We start from the raw sequence: 18,869 nt of genomic DNA, 5'->3' as shown, positions 1-18,869 counted from the left end.
AAAAACCAGATGTTTTAGTAGAAATAATCTAAAAAATCATATTAAAAGCAGATTATTTTTCAACATATGATCGCAGGTATTTGTAAATCTCTGCATCCTGAGGGTCACGCCTGTCGGCTGTTTTCATAAAGCGTTTGTAATGAATAATGGCCTGTGGTTTATTTTTTATTTGTACATCATAAATGCGGCCAATGCCGTATTGACGCAGGGGTTTATGGAAAAGATAATAAGCGGTATCCAGGTTGGTGACGGCAGCTTTATATTGGTGCAATCCTTCATAATTGGCTGATTTACCACTGTAGTAACTATCAAGGCTTTTGGAAGTAGCCAGGTCAATGCAGGTGCTTAATAATTCGTTGCTGGCCTCATAGTTTTTTAATGCAGTATGCGCCAGTGCCGCGTAGTACATAATATTTTCTGACTGGCCTTTGTTGACCAACAGGTATTCGTATACATCAATGCATTGCTGATATTTCTTTAACATGTACCAGGCCGCCGTTACAAAGCTGAAGGTATTGGGAGAAATAACTTTCATGTTCATCAGTTGGTTGCCCAGGGTGGTGCATCGGGTATAGTCTTTCAGGAACCACGCGGATCTTACGGCAGTCATCACCACAGAAGACTGAGTGGAATCCTTTTGTAGAAACGCCCGGAGAATACTGTCCGCCAGGGCATATTGTTCTTTCCCTATCCATTCTTCACCCAGGCGGGCGGTTACTTTAGGATCGGCGGGATTGAGCAGCCAGGCCTTTTGCAGCCATGCAAAGCCGCTATCAGGCAACTGAGCGGCAAAGCCTGCGAAGGCGAGTTGTTTATACGTAGTGGCGTTGGTAGGCTGTAGCCGGATAATTTCCTGGTAGTGCGGAATGGCGAGTTGCGGTGATTCCATTTGCATGCATATGCTGGCAAGGTATTGATGGGCGGGTACATTATTACTGTCCAGCTGCAATACTTTTTCATATTGTGTAATGGCGTCTTTCGTTTTGCCCGACAGGTAGTAGGTATATGCGAGCAGGGATAGCTGAGAAACACTGTTTTCTGCTACTCTGGGCTGTAAATAACTGATCGCGCTTTCATATTGCTGATTTTGCAGGTATTCCATTAGCTGGGTACGGTCTATGGTTTGCTGACTGAATGCGGGTTGTGTGGCGAGGGCCAGGAGCAATATGTAAAGAAGGTGGGCCAGGCAATGACGCATAAAAATGAGTTTTATAATTTTAAAACTAAGAATTTAGTTTTAAAAAGAAAAACTTAGTTTTCGCGATTTTGCCAGCGAATTTTTATTTTAAAGTAAAGCCTTGTATACCAGGGGTAGGTAACAAGGCTTTTACTGTTGTAAATAAACTTGTAGGAAAATGTTTTTACAGAACAGGGGATGAAGGACAACGGGAGTTATCAGGAGAGCCTTTTATATTTCTCGAAGTATTCATCACCCGCTGTATACACTTCTTCCATGATCTCAATAATTTTTTGCTTCTCGGCATTGCTGAGCGCAGGAATAATTTTCCCCTTCTCGTTAGGATTGGGCTTGTCTCTTCCGCGCATTTTGCGATAGAACGTGGGGGTACTCCAATTGCATTCTTCACATACCCTTTCTCTGAAAATAATTGGGAGCGCGGAAAGTTTGGTGTGAATGTCCAGCAGAACATTGATTGGTTCTTTACTCATGGTAGGTAATATTTACTGTATGATTGGATATGGTTAACAACAGCGTTTGTGTAAGAATGAGCATGTTTATAATCTATAATTTTAGTGTAAGCAAATATATTTATAATCATGCAATTTATAATTATAAAATTTTACTTTCAAGAAAAAAAATAATAATTCATGTAATGTAGTGTGGTGCTGTGTTTGATGGGATTTTATTCCCGTTATTTTAGATCTGGTAACAGATAATAGATGTGTATATTTTACACGACAAATGTGACGTATTTTAGTAGAATTATCAATGTGGCTTTCTGATAGTCAAATTGAGAAATATTTATCACTATTTTTTGCGTATATCCTTCACAGTTAGCAGGGTCGATGGTTAGCCAGGGCTGTTTACAGACTTATATTTTTTTCGTTAAATTGATATTTTTATTTACAAAATGAAATATTAATTGTTAAATTATACGATAATACGACAGGCATAACCCTGTATGTAGCATCATAATTTAAAATGAATAGGATGCAGTCGAGCCTGATACACATGGGACACCGGTTGAAGCAGATACTGAAGCAGAAGAAAATTAAAATAGTGGATTTCGCTGCTATGGCAGGTTTCACCAACCAGATTGCGCATTATCACCTGCGTAAAAGTGACATGAAAAGAGCCACTATGGAGCGCTTTTGTGCGCTTATTGGCATTACTTCCGACGAATTTATGAGATGGAGCGGGGCCATGCAAATCACCAACGGGAAAAACATCCACCATGGCGACCGTTTACAGCATATCATCGCAGAAAAAGGACTCAATAAAAGTAAACTTGCCAACCGGCTGGACATGAGCCGGCGCACAATGTACAATCTCTTTGAAAAGGAAACCTTTTCACCAGATGAACTGGACAGGGTAGCCAAAGGGCTGGATATGAGTGTGGATGCTTTTCTGAACCCGGGTGTGGTCCAGGAATCAAGGAGCACAGATAGTGAAGAAATGATGTTGTTAAGGGAGAAGTATTACAAGCAATTGGAAGAGTATAACCAATTGTTGAAAAGCCATGCGGCACTAAGAGATGAACTTGTGCAAACAAAAAAGGAGCTGACCGCCTGCCGCAAACAAAATCATTCAAAATAGGAGGTTCCTTCCGGTAAGCCACTATTGTTTGGCCCATTACTATTATCAATAGGCTTACCCGGAGAAAGCAGCGGGGAGCTGCATAAGAAGTAATTATTCCCCCAGGGTAAGCCGTTGCCCTACACCGCTTCCACATTATTTACTGTAAAAAAAGCCGCTACTTCTTCCCAGTTGTTTACCCGTTGATAGTCCGTCAGGGACAGGTTATGCGGGGCTGTAAAAAGGAGAGGAGTACCCTTGAAAGTACTGAGGTTTTTATCGTGGTCGTCAATCATGTAATCTGCTTCCACAATAGTTTTGGATCCGCAGAATACAATATTACGCCAGCTGATAAAAGAGAAATGTTCATTCAGCCATTCCAGCTTTTCTGCCAATGAGAAGGGAAACTCCATCGCCGCAGATACAATAAATACTTCGTGATTTTCCACTAATGCTTTCACCACTTCCTGGCTACCCGCCATTACCGGAATGTTTCGGAAAAAACCTGGTTGCATTAACAGGTGGTGGGCTACTCCCTCTGGTAATGCACTACCCTCCGGTATATTATTCAAACGCTCCGGGTCTATTACCTCACCATATTCTTTGGCATACACATCCAGCAGGTGCTTGGTAAGGTCTGCCATTACATTGTCCATATCGATTGCTATACGTGCCATATTTTGCTGTTTCTTGCAAATTTATGCAGTATTCGGCAAATTATTGCAAAATATTTCATAATATTGCAGAAAATAGCATGAGCATGTTGAAAGAGGAACGCCTGGATTACATCCTTAAAAAGCTGCAAACAGACCATAAAGTGCTGCAAACAGAGCTGAGCAGTGATTTACAGGTATCTGAAGATACCGTACGGAGAGACCTGGAATCCCTGGCGCAGAACGGGCAGCTGATTAAAGTAAGAGGAGGCGCTATTCCACATTCTCCCAACCCATACTCTTTCAAGGAACGTATCCAGTACCACGAAGACGATAAGAAACAGATGGCTGTCAAAGCATTGACTTTTTTGCACGACGGACAAACCATTATGCTGGATGGCGGAACTTCTACCTTAATGCTCGCGAAATTATTTCCTCCTAACCTGCATATCCGCGTTATCACGAATAGTGTACCCATTGTGGCGCAGCTAATAGAACATCCGGCTATTGAAGTAATTTTTACCGGTGGATTAATTGGTAAAGATTCACAAACTGCCGGTGGAATGGATACCATCCGCATGCTCGAAAAGTTGCGGGCAGATATTTGCTTTCTCGGTATTTGCAGCCTGCATCCGGATGCGGGCGTAACCGGTCTGGATCTGGGTGAAGCAGATGTGAAAAGTGTAATGATAGCATCGTCCAACAAAAGAGTGGCATTGGCAACCAGCGATAAAATGGGTACTGCAGAACCTTTCAAGGTATGCGATATCACATTACTGGATACTATTATCACGGATAATCCGGACCTGCCTTCCTTAAAACCATATAGCCGCCTGGGTATACAGGTAATTTAATCCGTTTAATTTTTATCTTACCGAAGATGTTACAGGATGTATCGATGGTGATGATTAATAAAAGAGCCACCCGTATTGCGGTAAGTGCTTTATTTTTTCTTACCGGTTTATGTTTTTCCAGCTGGGCTTCGCGAATTCCCGATATCCAGCAAAGCCTGCGCCTTAATGACGCGGGATTAGGTAGTTTGTTACTGGCACTGCCTGTGGGCTCTGTGATTGCATTACCCTTAACGGGAGTACTGATATCAAAATATAGTAGTCGCCAGATATTGCTGATTGCTGCTGCTGCTTATGCCGCTGTGTTACCTACACTGGGGCTGGCACATAACGTGTGGGAGCTGAGTATTCTCCTCGTCATCTTCGGCTTTTGCGGAAACATGGCGAATATCTCGGTGAACACGCAGGCCGTTGGCGTGGAAGCTATGTACGGGCGTTCTATCATGGCCTCTTTCCATGGGTTATGGAGTGTGGCTGGGTTTACCGGTGCTGCCATTGGTACCTGGATGGCAGGCTTGCATATGGCACCAGTATATCACTTTTTAATTATTGCCGGCATTTCCTGGACGCTCCTGCTGTTGACCATGAATCACCTGGTATTGCGGGTCCCCAACGAAAACAAAGTGCCTTCCTTATTTGCAAAGCCGGATAATTTCCTGCTTACACTGGGCATTATTGCCATGTGCTCTATGATCTGCGAAGGAACCATGTTTGATTGGGGAGGGGTATATTTCAGAAGAGTATTATTAGTGAGAGATGGATTGTCTGGTGCCGGCTATGCCGCATTCATGAGTACCATGGCCTCCGGGCGATTTATAGCAGATTACCTGACTACGAAATTTGGGGTTAAAAAGATGCTGCTGTTGAGTGGTACGTTAACAGCTACGGGCTTAATCGTGGCGGTTATTTTCCCTTATTTCTTCCCGGCAATGTTGGGATTCATGTTAGTAGGTGCGGGTGTTTCTGCTGTGGTGCCGCTGGTATACAGCGCTGCGGGGAAATCCACCACCATACCGCCGGGTATGGCGTTGGCTACCGTATCTACGATTGGTTATATGGGCTTCCTGTTTGGTCCTCCATTGATTGGATTTGTGGCGCAAGCCACCAGCCTGGGTGTTGCCTTTACATTAATTGCAGTGATGGGAGCGGCTATTGCAGTCATGTCTTCCCGGATAAAAGTATAATCCTCAAACAGCCACTGCTCCGTTCATACGGGGCAGTGTGCTGAACGACATTTCTTCCTCGCGGTGATCTATCATGAGCCAGTAAGCTCCCTTTGGCATTTTCTCCTGCGGTTGTTGCATGCCGGCAAGTACGGTGAGCAGCACTTCCGGGGAATGATCAAATGGTATTAATCTTACCAGGGGATGTGTACCTTGTTCATTCAGCGGTGCATGTATCAATGCTTCTTTTGGTAAAAAATTCAATTCATTTATCGCCAGTTCCATCGCTACAATCTCCCGTAGATAAGGGCTGGTGAGTACTCCGTTATCTATTTGCTGTAGTAAGAATTCACCAAAGAGGGTGATTTCACGCTTAAATTGTAAATCTGATTTTTGCTGTACCTGCCAAAAGGCTTCTACCTGCGTAACCAGTGTAGGGCCCAGCAAAAAGCAGGTATAGGGAAGCATCGTATAAATAGGTGTAATCCTGTTTACACGATACAACGTACAACTAACAGACATCCCGGGTTGATGTACCACCGTTTGCAGGCGGGCCTTTTCGCGATCAGTCAGGTCGTATCGCTGTAGTATATCCGTTGGGTTAGTACGCATTTGCAGACATAACTGCGGAGAAGCAATCAGGTCTGTTAATGCTTTCTGAAAAGATAAGAGTGACATATGTTTCAGGTATGATAAAGGTGCCAGGCTGCTTTCGCCCGGTTCAATTCACGGGTAATACCCTCGAACTGCAGCAGGTGAAAGTAGGATTCATGAAACTCGAAAGTAATGCCGCATAAATTAGGAACTAACGGTAGCGTATAATCGAGTAGCTCCCAAACAGCCGGTGGACAAGGTCCCGCGTGAGAATCGGTATACATCCCACCCAGCTCGTTGCCTCCTGCAATATGAATTTCAATCACTTTGTCCAGTTGCAGTTGTGAGATAAATGTTTTAGGGTCAAAGTGATGATTAACGGCGTTGGTGTATACGTTGTGAATATCGAGTAATAGTCCGCAGGACGTGTCATTCGACAGCTCATTCAGAAAGGCGGTTTCGCTGAGTTCCTGGTCTGGCAGGTCAATGAAGTACACATTATTCTCTACCAGGAATGGGGTCGGGATGGCACGTTTAATGGCGTTAATTCTGCCACCAATCATATCCAGCACTTCATAATCGTAAGGTACCGGAACGGCCAACCCGGCATTGTGTTCTTCCTGTTGATCATTATGCACTTTTACGAAAGACAGGTGATCACTGTGCCATTTGAAACCATAGCGTTGATGCCATTCTTTCATTTTTTCCAGGTACGTTTTATCGAAGATGCCGGCGCTGCCGAGAGAGTAGGAAATGTTGTGTGACGTTAAGGGATATTGCGCGGCTATTTTATCCAATACATTCATCCAGGATTCAATTTCTTCAAATCGTTGGGGCCGTCCACTGCCGCGGTCTGTCCAGAACATATCCGGGATGATTTCCACATAATCGCAGGTGTCCGGACAAGCTTGCAGGTATAATTCAAGAGAAGGATTGTAAAGTAATCCTACGCCCAGTTGTGGGATAGTTTGCTGATAAAGATGTCCCACCCTGGCTGATGATATGACTTGTGACATGGGAGAGAAGATTTAGTAACCGTCCCGGTATAAGCCGGGACGGTTGAACTACATTAATGTTGTGCTGCCACATTTTTAATGACGGCCATTTTATCCAGGTCTACTTTAATCACTTCTTCCAGTTTTTCCCGGATATTGAAGTGTACACCGGATAAGCAAGCCTGGCAACCACGGGGGTTAATTTGTTTGATCACCATTGCTTGTAATTTGGTGATGTCTTCGAGTTTGGTGCCTTTAGGAACGGCAAGATCTACGTGACCGTTATCACCGTAGTGAACTTCTGCTGTACGCATGACATGTGTTTTTTTGGGGTGTGTAAAATATTTATAGAAAACAGATAGTAATACTCCTCCTGTTCTAAAAAGAGGCTGTTGTAGTTATAGTGCCAGTCGTTTTGGGGTTCAATACGCAGTGCTTTACTGCGGATGTTAAAGTTATGGCAATCTGACGAGAACTAGATAAGTATTTATACGGAAAATAGGGTTAGCAGGAACTACCTGCTAACCGGCAAGTTCATCAATAAGTGGCTACGGCCCGCTCTATTGCCTGTTGGACAAACTGATTCAGGTTTAAATGCATTTGTTTGGAAGTGTGTATAGCCTTCCTGTGAAGCTCTGGAGATATTCTGACATTGAATGATCCTTTGGCTGGTTTAAAAGGTTCTTTATTGGCTTTTTTGCAAAGCTCCAGATAATCTTCCACAGCTTCTTCAAAGGAGGTGTGTAAGTCTTTTACAGTACTCGCTTCAAAGCTGATGAGATCATCTATTTCCTCAATTTTGCCAAAGAATACATCGTCTTCTGCACTGAAATGAACGCTGCCTAAAAAACCTTTGTATTGCAGCATACCCTTTTTTTTCATAGTTGTTCGCAGTTTTTTAATTCATTTATTAGTTGTGATATCTGGTAACGCTTGAGAATGTTACCCGGGTATGGTTTATGTAATCGTATAATTTGCTTTGTGCTGCTGTTTATAAATGCCACCCTTGACCCTGATGTTTTGCCAGAATTATCTTCTTCAAAGCCTAAGGCTGCCATTAGTTTTATTAACTCGGCATAAGTAAAGTCTACAGGTTTGCTTAATAGCCGTGCTATTAGTTTTTCTTTTTGGACATGGGGGCAATGGATGTTCATTGCAATTTACAACAAGTGAATATGTTTTGCAACTAAATTTTAGTTACAGTCTCATGTGCGCTATTTTTTCTATATAAAACTTCGTGTATTTAATCATCTCCTGAAAAAAACTTCCCCCCAAATAAAATTATTTTCACTTTATAAACTTCAAAACCCGTAACTTTGCACGATTTTTTTGTTCCCTCACACGGCAGGAAAATCAATTTGGTTTTTCATTTTCAATAGATTACACAAATGCCAAAAGACTCATCTATCAAATCTGTTCTCATTATCGGTTCTGGACCCATTATTATTGGTCAGGCTTGCGAATTTGACTATTCCGGTTCCCAGGCAGCACGTTCGCTGCGGGAAGAAGGAATTAAAGTGATATTGATTAATTCCAACCCGGCTACCATCATGACGGATCCTATGATGGCCGATAAGGTTTATTTGCTGCCACTGACCGTGGAAAGCATTGAGCAGATTCTGGAAGAAAACCAGATAGATGCCGTATTACCCACCATGGGAGGGCAAACTGCGCTGAACCTTTGTAAAGAAGTAGACGAACTGGGCATCTGGGAAAAGTTCAATGTTCGCCTGATTGGGGTTGACATTAAAGCGATCGACAAAGCAGAAGATCGTGAACAGTTCCGTCAGTGGATGATCCAACTGGGTATCCCGGTGGCGCCGGCCAGAACGGCTAACTCTTTCCTCGAAGGAAAAGAATTTGCCCAGGAAATAGGCTTCCCGCTGGTAATCCGTCCTTCCTTTACCCTGGGTGGTACCGGTGGTGGTTTTGTACACAGCAAAGAAGACCTGGACGAAGCCCTGGACCGTGGTTTGAAAGCTTCTCCTATCCACGAAGTACTGGTGGAAAAAGCCGTACTCGGATGGAAAGAATATGAACTGGAATTGTTGCGTGATAAAAACGATAACGTTGTTATCATCTGTACCGTAGAAAACCTGGACCCCATGGGTATTCACACCGGGGATTCCATCACGGTGGCACCTGCCATGACCCTGAGCGATACCGCTTTCCAGGACATGCGTAACAAAGCCATGATGATGATGCGCGACCTCGGCAACTTCGCCGGTGGTTGTAACGTACAGTTCTCCCTGAACCCAGAAAATGAAGAACTGATTGCGATCGAGATCAACCCTCGCGTAAGCCGCTCTTCTGCACTGGCTTCTAAAGCAACCGGTTATCCGATTGCGAAAATCGCTGCTAAACTGGCGATTGGTTATACCCTGGATGAACTGGAAAACCAGATCACCAAAACCACTTCTGCTTTCTTCGAACCGGCACTGGATTACGTGATCGTAAAAATGCCACGCTGGAACTTTGATAAATTCAAAGGAGCTGATGATACCCTTGGCCTGCAAATGAAATCAGTAGGAGAAGTAATGTCTATTGGACGTACTTTCCCTGAAGCGTTGCAGAAAGCCTGTCAGAGCCTCGAGAACGATGCACTCGGCCTGGGCTACTATGGTAAGTCTCTCATGAAGAGCGAGCAATTGATTGAGAAATTAAAGCGTCCTACCTGGGATCGTATATTCCGTATCAAAGATGCTTTGATGGCGGGTGTATCTGTAAAACATATTCACCAGCTGACGTTCATTGACCGTTGGTTCCTGAACCAGATCCAGGATATCGTGAACCTGGAAAAACAATTGCTGGAACACGACCTGCGAAGCGTACCGGTAGAAATGCTGAAAGATGCCAAGAAAATGGGCTTCTCCGATGCACAACTGTCTATACTCTTCGGCGATTGCGATGAAGATGAAGTATACGCTAAACGTAAGGAACTGGGCATCACCCGTACCTTCAAGATGGTAGATACCTGCAGTGCGGAGTTTGAGGCAAAAACACCTTATTTCTACTCTACTTTCGATACGGTAAATGAAAGTATCAAAACAGATAAGAAGAAAATCATTGTACTTGGTTCCGGTCCGAACAGGATTGGTCAGGGTATTGAGTTTGACTACTGCTGCACACACGGCTTACAGGCTATCCAGGATTGCGGTTACGAAGCGATCATGGTAAACTGCAACCCCGAAACAGTATCTACTGACTTCGATATGGCGGACAAGCTGTACTTCGAGCCGGTATACTGGGAGAATCTGTGGGAAATCATTGAGCTGGAACAACCAGAAGGTGTGATTGTGCAGCTGGGTGGACAAACCGCATTGAAACTCGCGAAGAGACTGGAAGAGAAAGGCGTGAAGATAATCGGTACTTCTTTCAACGACATGGACATCGCAGAAGATCGCGGTCGTTTCTCTGATATGTTGAAAGAGCTTGAAATTCCTTATCCTAAGTATGGTACTGCTTACAATACAGATGATGCAATTGAAGTAGCGAAAGAAGTAGGTTATCCGGTACTGGTGCGTCCTTCCTATGTATTAGGTGGTCAGCGTATGAGAATCGTGATCAACGAAGAAGAGCTGGAAGAATCTGTACTGAGTTTGCTGAGACACTTACCAGGTAACAAAATATTGATTGATCACTTCCTGGATCGTTGCCAGGAGGCAGAGATAGATGGTATTTTTGATGGTACTGATTTCCATGTAATGGGTGTGATGGAACATATTGAACCAGCAGGTATTCACAGTGGCGACAGCCACGCGTTGCTGCCGGCTTTCAACCTGTCGCCGATTGAAGTAACCACCATGGAATACTACGCGGAAAAGATTGCACGCGCGCTGAACATTAAAGGTTTGATCAACATCCAGTTTGCCATTAAAGATGGTAAAGTGGCGGTGATTGAAGCCAATCCGCGTGCATCCCGTACTACACCGTTTATCGCGAAAGCTTACCAGGTACCATATCTCAACATCGCTACCAAAGTGATGATTGGCGCCAACAAGCTGAAGGACTTTACAATTGAAAAGAAACTCACCGGCTTTGCTATCAAAGAACCCGTGTTCTCTTTCAACAAATTCCCCGGCGTAAACAAAGAACTGGGGCCGGAAATGAAGTCGACCGGTGAAGCGATCCGCTTTATCAAAGACTTGCGTGATCCTTACTTCAGACAACTGTTTAAAGAAAAGAGCATGTACCTGAGCAAATAGTTTGACTGTTTGCTGAAAATAAAAAAGCCATCGGAGCATTGCTTCGATGGCTTTTGTTTTATGCATATACATCTCGTGTGATAGTGTTTACCGGTACTCAACAGCTAATAGCTTTTAGCTATAAAAAAAACAGAGCCTGATAAAAATCAGGCTCCTTCTTTTCCCTCAAAATAACCATTAAAGACACGACTATTGAATCTGGTAAGATTCAAATAGCGTGACCGGTAATGCAGTTTACAAATAATATTATATTTAAAAGAGATGTTAACTAATCAATAACAGATGAAAATTTTAATAATTCTTTAATTATTGATTATTAATATATTAAATAGTTAGTATTAATTGCTAGTTACCATCTGTTTTTCGCAGTGGGGAGAAAGTTTTCAAGATATCATATATACATACTATCTCATGCATTTAACATTTTTGAAACACTTTGCCGCAAATTAAATAAGATGTTCGGGGTGTCATAAAAGTTAACCCCACATGCATTTTGAATCAACCTTGTTTGTTACGATGTGTTGGAAACGCATTCCTTTTTTACGCATCTTACTACCGTTACTGGCGGGGATAAGTTGTCAACTACTGACACCTGTATCACCCGCTTATCTGCTATTATTGGCGGGTATCTGTATCGGGGGTGTATGGTTGTTCCGCTTTTTTCCGCTACAGTGGCGCTTTGCAATCGGTTGGTGGCCCGGAGTATGGATATGCATGCTGTTGTTTTGTTGTGGAAACCTTTTGTTGTACAAGGCCGATATCCGCCACCGGCAGGGATTTTACGGGAAAGTGGCCACAGATTCTTCGTTGTTGTTATTGCGGGTGAATGAGGCGCTGCAGGAAAAGGCACATTCCTTTAAAACAACAGCAAAAGTAACCGCCGTTTATGAGCAGGGTCAATGGATCCCTGTAAAGGGCTATTTACTGCTTTATTTTGCCAGGGATACTGCATTGGGAGGTATTAGGTACGGAGACGAAATGGTTGTCAGGAAACGCCCGGAAATGATTAAAAACACCGGTAATCCCGGCGCATTTGATTACCAGCAGTATTGCGTTACCCAACAGCTATACCAGCAGCTTTACCTGCGCGCAGCAGATTGTTACCGGCTACCCTGCAACAGGGGGAATATGATCACCCGGTTATTGCTACAGGCGCAGGAGTATTGTCTTCGTAACCTGAAACAATACATCGGCAATGGTCCGGAAGCCGGAATGGCAGAAGCATTACTCATTGGTTATCGTCCGGATCTTGATAAATCAGTGGTACAGGCTTATAGTAATACAGGGATTGTGCATGTTATTGCTATTTCAGGTATGCACCTGGCGTTGCTATATGGTACGTTGCTATGGTGTTTGCAATGGCTGCCCGCGCGTAAATGGGCCGATATTTCGAAAGCAGTGGTGATACTGGTGGTACTATGGGGTTTTGCCTTGCTCACTGGTGCATCTGCTTCTGTATTGCGGGCTGCAGTGATGTTTACGGGTGTTACGATAGGGCGTTTTGTACTGGAACGGTATAGTAGCATTTATAACACACTGGCAGCATCAGCTACCGTGTTATTGTGTGTAAACCCTTACCTGGCAGTAGATGCGGGTTTCCAGTTATCCTACCTGGCAGTACTCAGCATTTTGCTTTTTTATCAGCCATTGTATGAGCTTTGGGAGATGAGAAAAAAATGGGCCGATCTTATCTGGCAAATGATGGCCCTCTCTCTCGCCGCCCAGTTAATGACTACGCCGGTTAGCCTCTTTTACTTTCATCAGTTCCCTAATTACTTTCTGCCTGCTAACCTGATAGCGGTTCCTTTATCCACCGTAATTATTTATGGAGAAGCTATCCTGTTGATCCTGGCGCCTTTCCGGCTGCCGGCAACATGGCTCGGGGCTGGATTGAAATACGCGATCTGGTGTATGAACAGTACTGTAAAATGGATGGGAGAATTACCGTATGCATTGATCACAAATATTGATTGTTCCCTGCTGCAAGTCGTTTGCCTGTATCTCGTTATCGCCGCACTGGCAGGGTGGCGGCTGGTCCGGTGGGAAGCCGGCGGATGGCTGGCGTTGCTGGGTCTGTGGGCTTTTTTCGCAGTCCATGCCTATAAAACAACCCAAAGAAATACCCAGTGCAAGATGATTGTTTATAACGTAGCCGGCTATACGGCAGTTGATTGCATACAGGGCCGGCAGGTACAATTTACAGGAGATGACAGCATCTGGCAAACACCCGCTGCTACCGCGCTGATCGCCGCCAGGAATGAAATGGGGGTGCATCCCGGTTACCCCGCAGGCTTTCAACAGTACGGTCGTTATATCAGCTTCCAGGGCAAACGGTTACTGATTATTGATAGCCTACTGCTTCCACATCTCCCAGGAAAAAAAATAAAAGTGAATTATATACTGCTGGCACGTAATGCAGGACGGGATATCAGGGCATTGGGCACACAGTATGAATTTGACACGCTTATTTTTGCGGCTTCCAATGGCGCCCGGCGCATAGAAAAATGGCAGCAAACCTGCGATACGCTGGGCTGGAAATATTATGATGTGGGAAAGCAAGGCGCCTTTGTATATAGTTTCCCATAGAAACGGAAAAGGGAAGCGGAAATAGTAAAATAATCAGTATTTAAAAGATTATTTAATAGCGTATTATGTCTTTTTTAATACCCAAATCTCACGGATAAATGGAAAAATCATTGTTACGTGTTAACTTTGCGCTTCTTTTCGGTTCCAGACCAGGGAGCCTATGTTATTAATTTCTAATGTTTTCCATTCATGCAAAAGCAAATTAAATCCGCTTTGATCTCCGTTTTCTATAAAGATAACCTGGAGAACATTGTTAAAAAGTTAGGTGAACAAGGTGTTACCATCTATTCTACCGGTGGTACACAAAAATTTATTGAGGACCTGGGCGTGAAGTGTGTGGCAGTTGAAGACCTGACTGCTTATCCTTCTATTTTGGGTGGACGCGTTAAAACCCTGCATCCAAAAGTGTTTGGCGGTATTCTCGCTCGTCGTGATAACCCGCAGGACCTGGAACAACTGAAAGAATACCAGATCCCTGAACTTGACCTGGTGATTGTAGACCTGTATCCATTTGAAGAAACAGTAAAGAGCACCACTGTAGAGCAAACCATCATCGAGAAAATTGATATTGGTGGTGTTTCCCTGATCCGTGCTGCCGGCAAAAACTATAAAGATGTAGTAATTGTTGCCTCTAAAGATCAGTATGCCGACCTGGAAAAAGTATTAACCGATAATAACGGCGCTACTACCGTTGAAGAACGCAGAAGCTTTGCTGCTAAAGCATTTGAAATATGCGCGCACTACGATGTAGCCATCTCTCAATATTTCCTCAATAACGAACCTGGTGCTAACTTCCAGCTCTCTATTCCACAGGGACAGGTGAACCGTTATGGCGAAAACCCTCACCAGCGCGGCGTTTTCTACGGCAACCTGGATGAGATATTCAATAAATTGCACGGTAAAGAATTATCCTTCAACAACCTGGTAGACGTAGATGCTGCCTGCCAGCTGATCCAGGAGTTTGAAGCAACCACCTTCGCCGTGATCAAGCATACCAACGTTTGCGGTATTGCTTCCCGTAATACCCTGAAAGAAGCCTGGGAAGCGGCTTTGGCCGGTGATAAGGAAAGCGCTTTCGGTGGCGTACTGGTAACCAACAAGGTAATCGATAAAACTACTGCCGAATCTATCAGCGAAATCTTCTTCGAAATCCTCATTGCACCTGGATTTGACGCAGATGCACTCCCCGTGTTGCAAGCCAAAAAGAACCGCATTTTACTGGAACAGAAACAACCAGTGAAAAGCAAATACATGTACAAAAACGTACTGAATGGCGTGTTACTGCAAGACAGCGATAATGGCAACTACAAAGAGTGGAATGAAGTAGGCGCCCGCCCAGCCACTCCGGCAGAGAAATCTGACCTGGAATTTGCGAACATCGTTTGCAAACACCTGAAGTCGAATGCCATTGCCCTGGTAAAAGACAAACAACTGATCGGCAAAGGTTGTGGACAAACTTCCCGTATTGATGCTTTACGTCATGCTATTGAAAAAGCAAAACAGTTTGGCTTTGACCTGAAAGGCGCCGTAATGGCATCCGATGCTTTCTTCCCGTTCAATGACTGTGTAAGCATTGCACACGAAAACGGTATTAATGCAGTGATTCAGCCAGGTGGTTCTATGAGAGACAATGACTCCGTTGAGTTCTGCAAAGAACATGATATGGTGATGGTGATGACCGGTATGAGACACTTCAGACACTAATAGCAGCTATTAGCAACGATAAATGCAGAAAGCGCCGGTATTTTTTCTGGCGCTTTCTGCATTAAAACCACCTGATATTCGAAAAAAAATAATAGTATTGTTGGCTTGTAAATCAATATAATTATAAAAGCTACGCCCACCATTGGTGCATAGCTGTTCCAGATGTCTTTTATTCAACAAAATATCATGCAGGATGCAGAAGATGCAGATTTGATCCGGGAGTATAAAGCTTCTGGCAAACTGGATTTTCTGGCAGCACTTTACCAGCGTTACATGTCCCTGGTATATGGGGTGTGCCTGAAATATTTTGATGAAGAAGCCAGTAAGGACGCGGTAATGCAGATCTTTGAAGAATTGATCGGCAAACTGAAGCAGCATGAAGTCCAGAATTTTAAGAGCTGGCTCCATGTATTGACCCGCAACCACTGCTTAATGAAGCTGCGGGCCATGAAAAACAAAGAATCCCGGCAGGTCTCAATAGACGACCACCCCGTTGTGGAAAATGAAGAAATGGGGCATCATGAAAACGGAATGACGCTGGAAGACAACCTCCAGAATATGGAGAAATGCCTGGAAACCTTGCCGGAAGAACAGAAACGTAGTGTTGACCTGTTTTACCTGCAGGAAAAAAGCTACCGGGAAGTAAGCGTTATTACAGGATATGACATGAACAAGGTTAAAAGCTACATTCAGAATGGAAAGCGGAACCTGAAAATATGTATGGAGAAACAAGATGTCTGATAAGCGACCACATATAAAACCGGAGGCACTCGCCGAACTCATCCGCCAATACCTGGCGGGAGAGCTGGACGATAAGGCCATGCACGACCTGGAACGCCAGGCCCTGGACGATCCGTTCCTGGCCGACGCGCTGGAAGGATATGCTATGCACGCTCCGGAGCAACAGGCTCATCAGGCAGACCTGGTTTCCCGACTGGAAACACGGGTAGCTCCAAAAGAAAGAAAAGTACGCATACTATATTATCGATGGGCTGCGGCTGCCGCCATCTTATTATTAATGTTTTCTGCCGGTTGGTTCCTATGGGAACAGCAACAGGCTACACCTATTGCCGGTGTAACGCCTCCGGCCGCCACGCCGGTGCCTGATTCCCAGCCACAGGGCGAAATGGAACCTGCATCACCGGTAGAGCCAACGCCACCTTCGCTGGCAAGTGCGGATCAACGCGCCAGAAAAGTGACTCCTCCGGCGCCGGTTGCTGAAGCTTCTTCATCAAAAGATGATCATGGAGCACTTGCCGCTGCGGATGCTGCGCCTACGCCTGCTCCGGAAGTTAAAGCCTATAGTCCGGCGCCTGCGACTGCTAATAAAGCTGCAGCGGTAGCACCCGAAAAGCAAGGGCAGCCGGCACATGAGAATTATGTCCTGCCTCCTGCTGAAGCCAGAAAGAAACAAAAGGACCAGGCATATGAGGGAAACCTGGATACGAATGCGAAGAATTTAAATGAGGTAGTGGTAATGGGTTATGGCATCCAAAAGAAAAAGGATGTTACCGCATCCACCTCATCTGTCAGGATTCGCGGTATCAGCACTATCTCAGGCGATAGCGTTAGTGGTGTAGAAAGAGCATTACAGGGAAGGGTAGCCGGGGTACAAGTTACTGAGGAGGGGCTTCCAAACGATGATATGGCTTACCGTGCACCCGCTCCAATAGTAGGGGAAACTGCCTACGACAACTATCTCAAAACTAAAACCATCAACCCGGAAAATAAATACAATGGAACTGTACGTGTATCCTTTACCGTTATGCCGGATGGATCACTGCAGGATTTTAAAATCCTCCGTCACCTGAACGATGCCTGTGATGCAGAAGCCATCAGGGTCATCAAAGAAGGGCCGGCATGGATACCTGCTTCAGACAGAAAGCCCGCCAAAGTAAAAATAAGAGTGAAATTTACAGTGGAAAAAGATTAATGCTTATTCCGTTCTTTCCATTGCTGGTTAAAGGACTTGGCTGCAAATACTGGCAGTTCCCGGTTGTCGCCCCAGCCTTTGGCAAAGAATCGTTTTAGCAGGAAGTTCTTCATTTTGCCGCTGGCCATATTCATCATTTTACGACTACTACAGCCCTGCTTCCATATATACCAGGCAAATTTTTCGCCACCAGAGGTATAATTTTCCTCCACTGCTTTTTGCCGGTTATGCAGCAACAATTCATGCAGATTAATGCGCACGGGGCATACTTCGGTACAATTGCCACAAAGAGAGGAGGCAAAACTCAAATGCATATACGAATCCATACCTTTCAGATGCGGCGTAATAACGGAACCAATAGGGCCGCTGTAAGTAGCTGCATAGGTATGGCCGCCAATGTTTTTGTATACAGGACAGGCATTAAGGCAGGAGCCACAACGAATGCAGTACAGGCTTTCGCGGGCAGTGGTATCCTGGAGGATATTGGTACGGCCGTTGTCCATCAGGATAACATACATCTCTTCCGGACCATCTGTTTCTCCTTCCTGGCGTGGGCCGCTGAAAATGCTGTTATAGGCGGTTACCTGCTGACCAGTACCGTAAGTAGCCAGTAAAGGCCAGAACAGTCCCAGATCTGCAATAGAAGGGAGTACCTTTTCTATGCCTACCAGTACAATATGCGTTTTTGGAAATGCAGTGGTTAAGCGGGCATTCCCTTCATTTTCTGTTACTGCTACCGATCCGGTATCAGCCAGGATGAAGTTGGCGCCAGTGATGCCTATTTCTGCTTCCAGGTATTTATGACGTAATTTTTCGCGGGCTACGAGAGTGAGTTGCTCTGGTGTGAGATTCGGGTCTGTACCCAGTTTTTCCGCAAATAAGCGCGCTACATCTTCCTTGCTTTTGTGCATGGCCGGTGTAACGATGTGATAGGGTGGTTCTCCATCCAGTTGTTGTATATATTCTCCCAGGTCAGTTTCCACGCATTCAATGCCATTGCTTTCCATAAAAGCGTTGAGGTGTACTTCTTCTGTGGCCATGGACTTGCTTTTCACAATGCTTTTGCATTGTTTGGCTTTGCAGATGGCCAATATTTCCTGTTGTACCTGTTCGGCAGTTTCAGCCCAGATCACTTTACCGCCGCGGCGGGTAAAGTTTTGCTCGAATTCCTCCAGCAGGTTATCCAGGTGCTCAATAGCTCTCCACTTAACGTTTTTAGCGCGTTCTCTTGCAGTAGCAAGGTCGGAAAACTGGTGCTTTCCGGCTTTTACAGCCGTATTGTATTTACCTATGTTGAAATTAATGGTCTGCCGGTGTCCCAGATCAGCCACCTTTTTTTCACTTTCTTCCAGAAAAGTAGATGCTATTTGATGCATAAGTAAGCAGTGTTCCTAATTAAAGATAGTTAATAGGAAAGAATTACGAATTTC

Annotated in this window: 18 protein-coding genes; 9 read left to right on the top strand and 9 right to left on the bottom strand. The window is 44.5% G+C overall.

What is annotated here, in order from left to right; all coding sequences use genetic code 11:
* Positions 1-52: 52 nt before the first annotated feature.
* A complete protein-coding gene (locus AC5ZC7_RS28515; RefSeq protein WP_496160810.1) occupies positions 53-1,198 on the bottom strand; it encodes a CDC27 family protein in 1,146 nt (381 codons plus the stop codon).
* 197 nt (positions 1,199-1,395) lie between these two features.
* Complete coding sequence (locus tag AC5ZC7_RS28510) at positions 1,396-1,668, bottom strand: hypothetical protein (RefSeq protein ID WP_496160809.1); 273 nt, start codon at positions 1,666-1,668, stop codon at positions 1,396-1,398.
* A 502-nt stretch (positions 1,669-2,170) separates the two neighbouring features.
* Here AC5ZC7_RS28510 and AC5ZC7_RS28505 point away from each other — a divergent pair.
* The gene (locus AC5ZC7_RS28505; protein WP_496160808.1) at positions 2,171-2,776 is read left to right on the top strand and encodes a helix-turn-helix domain-containing protein; all 606 of its coding nucleotides are present in this window, start codon (positions 2,171-2,173) and stop codon (positions 2,774-2,776) included.
* A gap of 119 nt (positions 2,777-2,895) precedes the next feature.
* On the opposite strand, the gene AC5ZC7_RS28500 is transcribed toward AC5ZC7_RS28505, so the two are convergent.
* Positions 2,896-3,432: a 5' nucleotidase, NT5C type gene (locus AC5ZC7_RS28500; protein WP_496160807.1), complete on the bottom strand. Its 537-nt coding sequence runs from the start codon at positions 3,430-3,432 to the stop codon at positions 2,896-2,898.
* Between the two features lie 83 nt (positions 3,433-3,515).
* Here AC5ZC7_RS28500 and AC5ZC7_RS28495 point away from each other — a divergent pair, with 83 nt between their 5' ends.
* Both AC5ZC7_RS28495 and AC5ZC7_RS28490 read left to right on the top strand, forming a co-directional pair.
* Positions 3,516-4,262, top strand: a complete 747-nt coding sequence (locus AC5ZC7_RS28495; RefSeq protein ID WP_496160806.1) for a DeoR family transcriptional regulator — start codon at positions 3,516-3,518, stop codon at positions 4,260-4,262.
* Between the two features lie 26 nt (positions 4,263-4,288).
* Entirely contained in the window at positions 4,289-5,443 is a 1,155-nt protein-coding gene (locus AC5ZC7_RS28490; RefSeq protein WP_496160805.1) for an MFS transporter, read from the top strand.
* A 3-nt stretch (positions 5,444-5,446) separates the two neighbouring features.
* Here the strand turns inward: AC5ZC7_RS28490 and AC5ZC7_RS28485 are convergent, their stop codons facing one another.
* From AC5ZC7_RS28485 to AC5ZC7_RS28465, 5 genes are all read right to left on the bottom strand, one after another.
* Positions 5,447-6,100, bottom strand: a complete 654-nt coding sequence (locus tag AC5ZC7_RS28485) for a hypothetical protein (RefSeq protein WP_496160804.1) — start codon at positions 6,098-6,100, stop codon at positions 5,447-5,449.
* A gap of 5 nt (positions 6,101-6,105) precedes the next feature.
* On the bottom strand, positions 6,106-7,032 hold the full coding sequence (locus tag AC5ZC7_RS28480) for a multinuclear nonheme iron-dependent oxidase (RefSeq protein ID WP_496160803.1): 927 nt from the start codon (positions 7,030-7,032) through the stop codon (positions 6,106-6,108).
* Positions 7,033-7,085: 53 nt separating this feature from the next.
* Positions 7,086-7,325 (bottom strand): hypothetical protein, encoded by a 240-nt coding sequence (locus tag AC5ZC7_RS28475; protein ID WP_496160802.1) that lies wholly within the window; start codon positions 7,323-7,325, stop codon positions 7,086-7,088.
* A gap of 223 nt (positions 7,326-7,548) precedes the next feature.
* A complete protein-coding gene (locus AC5ZC7_RS28470; protein ID WP_496160801.1) occupies positions 7,549-7,893 on the bottom strand; it encodes a toxin-antitoxin system HicB family antitoxin in 345 nt (114 codons plus the stop codon).
* A complete protein-coding gene (locus AC5ZC7_RS28465; RefSeq protein WP_511911611.1) occupies positions 7,890-8,069 on the bottom strand; it encodes a hypothetical protein in 180 nt (59 codons plus the stop codon). Before AC5ZC7_RS28465 ends, AC5ZC7_RS28470 begins: the two co-directional genes overlap by 4 nt.
* Positions 8,070-8,399: 330 nt before the next feature.
* On the opposite strand from AC5ZC7_RS28465, the gene carB reads away from it, so the two are divergent.
* The 6 genes from carB to AC5ZC7_RS28435 all read left to right on the top strand — a co-directional run bounded on the left by carB (position 8,400) and on the right by AC5ZC7_RS28435 (position 17,439).
* Positions 8,400-11,216, top strand: a complete 2,817-nt coding sequence (carB, locus tag AC5ZC7_RS28460; protein WP_496160799.1) for a carbamoyl-phosphate synthase large subunit — start codon at positions 8,400-8,402, stop codon at positions 11,214-11,216.
* Positions 11,217-11,702: 486 nt separating this feature from the next.
* Entirely contained in the window at positions 11,703-13,802 is a 2,100-nt protein-coding gene (locus AC5ZC7_RS28455) for a ComEC/Rec2 family competence protein (protein ID WP_496160798.1), read from the top strand.
* Between the two features lie 117 nt (positions 13,803-13,919).
* The gene (locus AC5ZC7_RS28450) at positions 13,920-13,979 is read left to right on the top strand and encodes a hypothetical protein (RefSeq protein ID WP_511911610.1); all 60 of its coding nucleotides are present in this window, start codon (positions 13,920-13,922) and stop codon (positions 13,977-13,979) included.
* 12 nt (positions 13,980-13,991) lie between these two features.
* On the top strand, positions 13,992-15,506 hold the full coding sequence (gene purH, locus AC5ZC7_RS28445) for a bifunctional phosphoribosylaminoimidazolecarboxamide formyltransferase/IMP cyclohydrolase (protein WP_496160797.1): 1,515 nt from the start codon (positions 13,992-13,994) through the stop codon (positions 15,504-15,506).
* A 162-nt stretch (positions 15,507-15,668) separates the two neighbouring features.
* Positions 15,669-16,247: a sigma-70 family RNA polymerase sigma factor gene (locus AC5ZC7_RS28440; protein ID WP_496160796.1), complete on the top strand. Its 579-nt coding sequence runs from the start codon at positions 15,669-15,671 to the stop codon at positions 16,245-16,247.
* Positions 16,240-17,439, top strand: coding sequence for a TonB family protein (locus tag AC5ZC7_RS28435; RefSeq protein WP_496160795.1), 1,200 nt, complete (start codon positions 16,240-16,242; stop codon positions 17,437-17,439). Before AC5ZC7_RS28440 ends, AC5ZC7_RS28435 begins: the two co-directional genes overlap by 8 nt.
* On the opposite strand, the gene AC5ZC7_RS28430 is transcribed toward AC5ZC7_RS28435, so the two are convergent.
* Positions 17,436-18,815 (bottom strand): LutB/LldF family L-lactate oxidation iron-sulfur protein, encoded by a 1,380-nt coding sequence (locus tag AC5ZC7_RS28430; protein ID WP_496160794.1) that lies wholly within the window; start codon positions 18,813-18,815, stop codon positions 17,436-17,438. The genes AC5ZC7_RS28435 and AC5ZC7_RS28430 overlap by 4 nt on opposite strands.
* Positions 18,816-18,869: the final 54 nt, after the last annotated feature.

This window comes from Chitinophaga sp. 9-1-y, assembly GCF_059511905.2.
The sequence above is the reverse complement of the archived record's forward strand: the minus strand, read 5'-3'. Positions and strand labels throughout refer to the sequence as shown.

What these genes read in the sequence shown, in the direction of transcription:
- AC5ZC7_RS28505 (WP_496160808.1), top strand. Translation starts at nt 2,171, where the DNA reads ATGCAGTCGAGCCTGATACACATGGGACACCGGTTGAAGCAGATACTG.
- AC5ZC7_RS28495 (WP_496160806.1), top strand. Translation starts at nt 3,516, where the DNA reads ATGTTGAAAGAGGAACGCCTGGATTACATCCTTAAAAAGCTGCAAACA.
- AC5ZC7_RS28465 (WP_511911611.1), bottom strand. Translation starts at nt 8,069, where the DNA reads ATGGCAGCCTTAGGCTTTGAAGAAGATAATTCTGGCAAAACATCAGGG.
- AC5ZC7_RS28510 (WP_496160809.1), bottom strand. Translation starts at nt 1,668, where the DNA reads ATGAGTAAAGAACCAATCAATGTTCTGCTGGACATTCACACCAAACTT.
- AC5ZC7_RS28440 (WP_496160796.1), top strand. Translation starts at nt 15,669, where the DNA reads ATGTCTTTTATTCAACAAAATATCATGCAGGATGCAGAAGATGCAGAT.
- AC5ZC7_RS28470 (WP_496160801.1), bottom strand. Translation starts at nt 7,893, where the DNA reads ATGAAAAAAAAGGGTATGCTGCAATACAAAGGTTTTTTAGGCAGCGTT.
- AC5ZC7_RS28475 (WP_496160802.1), bottom strand. Translation starts at nt 7,325, where the DNA reads ATGCGTACAGCAGAAGTTCACTACGGTGATAACGGTCACGTAGATCTT.
- AC5ZC7_RS28435 (WP_496160795.1), top strand. Translation starts at nt 16,240, where the DNA reads ATGTCTGATAAGCGACCACATATAAAACCGGAGGCACTCGCCGAACTC.
- AC5ZC7_RS28490 (WP_496160805.1), top strand. Translation starts at nt 4,289, where the DNA reads ATGTTACAGGATGTATCGATGGTGATGATTAATAAAAGAGCCACCCGT.
- AC5ZC7_RS28485 (WP_496160804.1), bottom strand. Translation starts at nt 6,100, where the DNA reads ATGTCACTCTTATCTTTTCAGAAAGCATTAACAGACCTGATTGCTTCT.
- AC5ZC7_RS28480 (WP_496160803.1), bottom strand. Translation starts at nt 7,032, where the DNA reads ATGTCACAAGTCATATCATCAGCCAGGGTGGGACATCTTTATCAGCAA.
- AC5ZC7_RS28455 (WP_496160798.1), top strand. Translation starts at nt 11,703, where the DNA reads ATGCATTTTGAATCAACCTTGTTTGTTACGATGTGTTGGAAACGCATT.
- AC5ZC7_RS28430 (WP_496160794.1), bottom strand. Translation starts at nt 18,815, where the DNA reads ATGCATCAAATAGCATCTACTTTTCTGGAAGAAAGTGAAAAAAAGGTG.
- AC5ZC7_RS28500 (WP_496160807.1), bottom strand. Translation starts at nt 3,432, where the DNA reads ATGGCACGTATAGCAATCGATATGGACAATGTAATGGCAGACCTTACC.
- carB (WP_496160799.1), top strand. Translation starts at nt 8,400, where the DNA reads ATGCCAAAAGACTCATCTATCAAATCTGTTCTCATTATCGGTTCTGGA.
- AC5ZC7_RS28515 (WP_496160810.1), bottom strand. Translation starts at nt 1,198, where the DNA reads ATGCGTCATTGCCTGGCCCACCTTCTTTACATATTGCTCCTGGCCCTC.
- purH (WP_496160797.1), top strand. Translation starts at nt 13,992, where the DNA reads ATGCAAAAGCAAATTAAATCCGCTTTGATCTCCGTTTTCTATAAAGAT.